This window comes from Glycomyces sp. NPDC046736 (assembly GCF_040645615.1).
In the GTDB taxonomy this organism is placed as follows: domain Bacteria; phylum Actinomycetota; class Actinomycetes; order Mycobacteriales; family Micromonosporaceae; genus Glycomyces.
In genome coordinates this window covers 1-6760 of sequence record NZ_JBEYYO010000037.1, presented here as the reverse complement: position 1 = coordinate 6760, position 6760 = coordinate 1, and the positions used below count along the sequence as shown (strand labels likewise).

7 protein-coding genes and 1 rRNA gene are annotated in these 6760 nt (G+C 70.9%); all 8 read right to left on the bottom strand.

Annotated features, from left to right (window positions below; genetic code table 11):
* Positions 1-171 precede the first annotated feature (171 nt).
* Positions 172-2487, bottom strand: a complete 2316-nt coding sequence (locus AB0B28_RS22580; protein ID WP_360124986.1) for a ComEC/Rec2 family competence protein — start codon at positions 2485-2487, stop codon at positions 172-174.
* A gap of 27 nt (positions 2488-2514) precedes the next feature.
* Positions 2515-3276, bottom strand: coding sequence for a helix-hairpin-helix domain-containing protein (locus AB0B28_RS22575; RefSeq protein ID WP_360124983.1), 762 nt, complete (start codon positions 3274-3276; stop codon positions 2515-2517).
* A gap of 131 nt (positions 3277-3407) precedes the next feature.
* Positions 3408-4253 carry a DegV family protein gene (locus AB0B28_RS22570; RefSeq protein WP_360124980.1) on the bottom strand — a complete coding sequence of 282 codons (846 nt, stop codon included), beginning with the start codon at positions 4251-4253 and terminating at the stop codon, positions 3408-3410.
* Between the two features lie 13 nt (positions 4254-4266).
* Positions 4267-4731 (bottom strand): hypothetical protein, encoded by a 465-nt coding sequence (locus tag AB0B28_RS22565; protein WP_360124977.1) that lies wholly within the window; start codon positions 4729-4731, stop codon positions 4267-4269.
* 84 nt (positions 4732-4815) lie between these two features.
* Positions 4816-5472: a histidine phosphatase family protein gene (locus tag AB0B28_RS22560; protein ID WP_360124974.1), complete on the bottom strand. Its 657-nt coding sequence runs from the start codon at positions 5470-5472 to the stop codon at positions 4816-4818.
* Entirely contained in the window at positions 5469-5876 is a 408-nt protein-coding gene (gene rsfS / locus AB0B28_RS22555) for a ribosome silencing factor (RefSeq protein ID WP_360124971.1), read from the bottom strand. The genes AB0B28_RS22560 and rsfS overlap by 4 nt, the downstream gene beginning before the upstream one ends.
* 116 nt (positions 5877-5992) lie before the next feature.
* Positions 5993-6658, bottom strand: a complete 666-nt coding sequence (nadD, locus tag AB0B28_RS22550; RefSeq protein ID WP_360124968.1) for a nicotinate-nucleotide adenylyltransferase — start codon at positions 6656-6658, stop codon at positions 5993-5995.
* 9 nt (positions 6659-6667) lie between these two features.
* A 5S ribosomal RNA gene (gene rrf, locus AB0B28_RS22545) occupies positions 6668-6760 on the bottom strand; the annotation flags it as partial.

Genomic DNA, 6760 nt, shown 5'->3' with positions numbered 1-6760 from the left:
CCTCGCCCCCTCGCCCCCTCGCCCCCTCGCCCCCTCGCCCCCTCGCCCCCTCGCCCCCTCGCCCCCTCGCCCCCTCGCCCCCTCGCCCCCTCGCCAGGGAGTTTGTCGTACCCGTGCGGGATCCTTGAATCGGGGGGCGCTGCGAATGTCCGATTTGCCGCGAATCGCCGTTCACTTTTCCGTGGTCACCTCCAACCGGTCCCCGTTGCGCACCACCGTGATCCGGCCGTCGACGTCCGTCCGAAACACCAGCGCTCCGCGCTCTTCCAAAAGGCCGACCGGGCCCGGGTCCGGGTGGCCGTACTCGTTGCCCGCGCCCACGCCCACCAGCGCCACCGCCGGGTCGGCCGCCTCCAGGAACTCCTTGGCCTGGAACGAGGATCCGTGATGCGGCACCTTGAACACCTCCACGTCCAGCGCCGCCCCGCGCCCGAGCAGCGCCCGCTGGCCCTCCAACTCGACGTCCCCCGACAGCAGCACACTCGTCCCCGACACCTCCGCCCGCAACGCCACCGAGTTGTTGTTCGGGTCCGACCGCGTGCCGCTCAACAGGTCCGCCGGCGGGCCGAGCACCTCCAGCCGCGTCTGGCCGAACTCGAACACCTCCCCCGGCACGGCCTCAAGCACCGGTACCGCCCCGGCCTGCTCCTCCACGATCGCGAACCCGTACCGCGCCTCCCCCGGCGGCGGCGCCAGGATCGCCTCGACCTCCCGTCCCTCCATCGCCCCGCCGATCCCGGCCGTGTGGTCGATGTGGAAGTGCGACAACACCAGCAGCGCGATCCGATCCACCCCCAACTCGTCCAGACACTCGTCCATCGCCGCCGGATCGGGCCCCACGTCCACCACGATCACCGCGTCCCCGGCGGGCAGGACCAGCGCATCCCCTTGCCCCACATCGCACATCGTCACGACCCAGCCCGAGGGCGTCCCGTCCCGCAACACGCACGCGGGAATCGTCCCGACCACCGCCGCCGCGAGCACCGCCAGCAGCGGGCGCCGCAACCGCCGCACATGCAGCAGCGCGATCAACGCCGCCATCACCGCACCCGAGGCCAAACCCCACCACACGCCGCCCGGCACCGGCAGCATCGCCCCCGGCACCTCGGCTCCCGTGCGCGCCAACCAGATCAACCACCTCGCCGGAATCGCCGCCAACTGCGCGGCGAACTCCCCCGCGGGCAGCCACACCGCCGCCGCGGCGGCCGCGCCCACCGACAGCACCACCACCGGCGCCGCCACCAACGCCGCCAACAAGTTCACCGGCACCGACACCAGGCTCACCCCGCTGCCGAGGCCCACCAGCACCGGCGTCACCGCCACCTGCGCGGCCAGTGGAATCGTCACCGCCAGCGCCACCGAAGGCGGCCAGCCCCGATGCTCCAGCGGCCGCGCCCACCGGAACGCCAACAGCAGCAACCCGACGCACGCGGCCACCGACAGCGCGAACCCGGCCTGGGCCGCCATGTCGGGGTCGGCCAGCACCACCACCAGGACCGCCGTGGCCAACGCGGGCATCGCCGCCCGCGGCCGACCGGCCGCCAGCGCGAGCAGCGTCATCCCGGCCATGACCGCCGCTCGCAGCACGCTCGGCTGCGGCCCGGCCACGACCACGATCGCCGCCGCGGCGATCGCCCCGGCCAGCACCCGGCCGCGCGGTCCCGCGCGGCACGCCACCGACACCGCGAGCACCGTCCCGACCACCAGGCTCAGGTGGTACCCGGAGACCACCACGAGATGGACCAGCCCGGTCTCGCGGAAGTCCGAGGCCATGTCCCGATCCATCATCGACGCGTCCCCGACCGCGAGCGCCGGGATCAGACCGGACTCGGGCTGCGGCACCGCTTCAGCGGCCACCGCCAGCCGTTCGCGCACATGAGCGGCGAACCGGTGGTGCAGCGGCAGCTCCCCGTCGAGCTCGGGAGGGCCGCGGGCGCTCACGATCGCGGCCGTCAACCGCCCCTCGCCTGCCTCACGCAGCACCGCGGGCACGGCGAGCCGTTGCCCGGCCGCGACCTCCTTCCACTCCTCACCGCTGGCGACCAGCAGCACCTGCCAGTTCCCCTGAAGCGCAGTGTCTTCGGTGTGGAACGCGCGCAGCCTCGCGGTCGCGGTGACCATGTCCGGTCGACGCGTCGAGGGCTTGGGCACGGTGTGCAGCACCAGTTCGGCCTCGCCCACCGTCTCCGCCTCGGTGAGCGCGGCGAGCCCGGGATGGTCGCGGATCGCGACGTGGATCGTGGTGACGCCAGAGCCCAGGAGTCCTCCGAACGCGACCGTGGCCACGGCGGCGGCAAAGCCGCGGTCTCGCCTGCGGCCCAACAAGACCACCACGAGGCAGCCGACCGCGATGACCACTCCACTCATCGCCGAGCCGTACAGTCCCGCGAGGGCCGCGGCCCACACGCCCGCGGCGGCCAGGGGCAGGCGCCAGTCGCGGCGGACCAGCTCGGACGACGCGGGCCGGAGATGGAATTCAGCGCTCACGGCTCCGCCCTCCGATCCTCAAGGCGCTCATAGGGTCACCTGCTCGCGGATCTGGTCGAGCAGGGCGTTGCCGATGCCGGAGACTTCGGCGAGCTCCTCGACGGACTGGAAGCTGCCGTTCGCCTCGCGGTATTCGATGATCCGCTCGGCCAGCACCGGCCCGATCCCTTTGAGGGAGTCGAGTTCGGCGGCGCTGGCGACGTTGACGTTCACCAGTCCGCCCGCGGTGCCTTCGGTGCCGGGCGGAGGTGCCTCATCGGCGGCGTCGGGGACGGCCACGAGGTCGCCGTCGGCGACGACCCGAGCGAGGTTGAGGAACCCGGGGTCGGCGCCGTCCGCGAGGCCGCCGGCGGCTTCGATCGCGTCGGCAACCCGAGCCCCGGCCTCCAGTTCCACGATTCCGGGTTCGTTCACGGCCCCGGCCACCGAGACCACGATCGTCTCCGCGGCGGCCTCGGCCGCTTCAGGGGCTGCCGCTGGCGCGGAAGCCGCGGGTTCGGCATCAGGCCACGACAGGATCGTGACCGACAGCCCGACCGCGGCCACGATCAGCGCGACGACGACCAGGACCCACCGGTTGAGGTGCGAGAGCCCGAGCCGGGTCTGGAGGCGTTCCAGGCGCTCGTCGAACCGGCGCGCGGGCGGCGGGTGCAGTGTGGGCGGTGCGGGCTGAGTCTCACCGCTGGCCGCGTCAACGGTCTCGGTGCAGATGCGGTCGTCGGCTCGGTCGAGGTTCAAGCGCAGCTTCGCGGCGAGTGCGGCGGTCGCTTCACGGTCTTCGCGTTCCATACCCGGGTCAACGAGCACCGGTTACGGCCGTGACGGAGATTTTTCCGGCCTGTGGATAACCGAATCAGGCCTGTGGATAACCGCGGAAAGTGTGGACGGCGCCCGAATCCGGCGCCATAATGCGTGCCGCGTCAAGGCACGCGGCGAGTGATGACCCCGACCAGTCCCGGCCCGCAGTGTGCGCCCACGGCCGCACCGACCTCGGTCACGTCCATGCGCCGCAGTCGCCCCTCGAAGCGCTCCCGCAGCCAGCCCGCGAGCGCGTCGGCCCGCCGCTGCGCGCCGAGGTGATGCACGGTCATCTCGACCTCGGCGTCACCGGCGTCCGCGACGGCGAGCGCCGCGAGCCGCTGCAACCCGCGCGTCGGGGTCCGAACCTTCTCGACCACGTCGATGCGCCCGTCCTCAACGCCCAGAATGGGTTTCACCGACAACGCGGTGCCGACGATCGCCCGGGCGGTACTGATCCGGCCGCCGCGGCGAAGGAACTCGAGAGTGTCCAAATAGAAGTAGGTCGTGGTCCGGGCGATGACGTCCTGCGCCGCCGCGGCCGCGCTGAGCAGGTCCGCGCCCTTCTCGACCGCGCCGACGGCCGCGAGCGTCGGGTACCCGACCCCCATCCCGGCCCCGAGCGAGTCAACCACCGCGACACGGCCCTCGAATCCGGCCGCCGCGGCCTCGGCCGCCGCCACAGTCCCTGAAAGCCGCCCGGACAGGTGCACCGAGACCACGCCGCTGGCGCCTTCGTCGAGCAGCCGCCGGTACGTGGCCCGCAGCTCCTCGGGCGGCAGCCCCGACGTGGTCACGGTCTGCCCCTCCCGGATCGCGCGGAGGATCTCGTCGCCGCCGATGTCGTCGCCCTCGCGGTATTCGACACCGCCGATCAGCACCGGAATGCCCAGCACCGTAAGGCCGGGCACCCCGCGCAGCGCCTCAGGCAGAGCGGAGGTGGAATCGGTAACGACGACGACGGTCACGCCGCCACATTACCTAACCCGCCGCCTCGGCTTCCTCGACCACGAACGGGGTCCCCTGCTGGCAGGTCGTCATCATGTCGTTGTCGACCTTGCCGTGCAGCGTCACCGAAGCGCCCGCGTACACCACCGAGGCGTCGAAGCTCCCGTAGATGCCGTACACGGTCCCCCCGTGCTCCAGCACGAGGCAGCCGGCCTCGACGCCCGCCTCCACGGTCCCCGAAATGGTCGTCTCCGAACCCGAGGACTTCGACGGCTCGCCCGCCGACGGGTCCAGGTACGGGGTGGTCTCCTCAGGCACAGGGCTCTCCTCGGTCGATTCGGGGGCGGAAGTCGGCGCCGCGCTCGTCGGGGTCGCCGACTCCTCGCCCGACCCGCCGTCGCCGGCCCCGCACGCGGCGAGCACCGACAACAGCAGCGCGCCGGCCACCAGGCCGGACAGGTTCACGATTCGTCTGACGCGGGATTCATGCGTGTCCATGCCGATTTGACGCCTCCGGTCCCGGCGCGGTTGCACCAGGACCGAGCCTAAAACCACGGCCCGCCCCAGTCCAGCCTTCGGCCGCTAGCGACCGGCGACCTGGCCTTTGGCGAGCGGGCTCGTCCCGACCGTGTGCGGCGCCGGGACGCCGAGGTTGTAGCCGAACATCCGCCACTTGCCCGAACGCATGCGCCGCAGGTCGGCCCAGTGCGCGTTGTCCATGCCCGAGAGGCTGCTCGCCGCGCCCTCGCTCCACTGGAGGACCCCGCCGACGATCTGCCGCGCGCTGCCGCCGTGGCAGACCACGATCGCGGTCCCCTCGGCCTCGGACTCGACGATGTCCCGCACCGCTTCGGCGGTGCGCCGGTGCAGGTCGCCCCACGTCTCGATCTGCGGGTGCTGCAACGGCTCCTGCGAACGCCACCGCCGGTGGTCCTCGGGGAACCGCTCGGCGATCTCATGCTGTTGCAGGCCCTCCCAGGGGCCGTACGCGCGCTCGCGCAGGCGTTTGTCGAGCTCGATCTCGATCCCGGTCAACTCCGCGATCGGCCGGGCCGTGTCGACGGCGCGCCGCAGGTCCGAGGAGATGATCCGGTGCGGTTCGTACGCGGCCAGCTCCGGCGCGGCCTCAAGGACCTGCTCGCGCCCGGTCGCGTCGAGGTCGATGTCGGTCGACCCCTGGATCCGCCCCTCGATGTTCCACGCGGTCTGCCCGTGCCGGACGACGAGCAGGCGGTTCACCGCTCGTCCTCCTCGTCCAACGCCGCGGCCCGCTCAGCGTCGGCCTGGTCGACGAACTCGATCTCGGGGCAGTCCTTCCACAGGCCGTCGAGACCGTAGTAGTCACGGGCCTCCTGGTGGAAGACGTGGACCACGATGTGGTTGTAGTCCAACAGCACCCACTGGTCCCCGCCGCGGCCCTCGCGCCGCAGCGGACGGGTGTCGTGCTCCTTGATGAGCCGCTCCTCGACCGCGTCGACGACCGCGTGGACCTGCCGCTCGTTCGAGGCCGAGACGATCACGAAGACATCGGTCAACGCGATCTTCGAAGTGACGTCCCGGATGTTGATGGCAAAGGCCTTCTTGTCAGCCGCCGCCTGGGCTGCGGAAAAAGCCAGGGTCTTGGCGGTTTCACTTGCGGTCACGAACGCTCCTGACGACGAGATTCCACCGGCGTTCACCGGTCCGCTCTAGTCTTACACGAGGGGTACGACGACGCCTTCCCAGTTTCGCGCCGTTCGCTGTGCCGATCGTCCCAACCTCAACCGCGGTAAAGGCCGCGCTCCTCGATGAGGATCGCCACCGACTCCGGCACCAGATAACGCACCGGTTGGCCTTCCCTGACGCGCTGGCGGCATTCGGTAGAGGAAATGTCGACCGAAGGCATGTCGATGAACTCGACCTCGACGCCGAACGAGGTGTCGACCTCACTGCGCGAATGCCCCGGGCGATTCAGCGCGATGAACTTGACCGCCTTGCACAGCTCCTCGACGCGATGCCAGGTGTGCAGGTTCTCCAGTGAATCGGCGCCGATGATGAAGAACAGCTCGACGTCGTGCTCGTACTCCGCCCGCACGTCGGCAACGGTGTCCACCGCGTACGTGGGACCGTCCCGGTCGATGTCGCAAGTGCTCACCCGGAACGAGAGGTCCGACCCGACCGCGAGCCTGGTCATCGCAAGGCGCGCAGACGCTTCGGTGACCTTCAGGTGATGCTTCTGCCACGGGTCCCCGGTCGGGACGAACACGACCTCGTCCAGCGAGCACTCGAAGGCCGCCTCACTGGCGGCCACAAGGTGCCCGAGATGCGGCGGATCAAACGTTCCCCCGAACACCCCGACTCGTCGAACCTGCTCGTCAACCACAGGGCGAATCCTATCCCGAGGCAACGAGAAAGGGCCCGACACTTTCGTGTCGGGCCCTTTCATATGTTTTATGTTTGGCGGTGTCCTGCTCTCCCACACTCTCTCGGGTGCAGTACCATCGGCGCTGGAAGCCGTAACGACCGGGTTCGGAATGGGACCGGGTGT

Excerpts from the sequence above, each read along its gene's own strand:
- AB0B28_RS22575 (WP_360124983.1), bottom strand. The coding sequence starts at position 3,276 with ATGGAACGCGAAGACCGTGAAGCGACCGCCGCACTCGCCGCGAAGCTG.
- AB0B28_RS22565 (WP_360124977.1), bottom strand. The coding sequence starts at position 4,731 with ATGGACACGCATGAATCCCGCGTCAGACGAATCGTGAACCTGTCCGGC.
- nadD (WP_360124968.1), bottom strand. The coding sequence starts at position 6,658 with ATGAAAGGGCCCGACACGAAAGTGTCGGGCCCTTTCTCGTTGCCTCGG.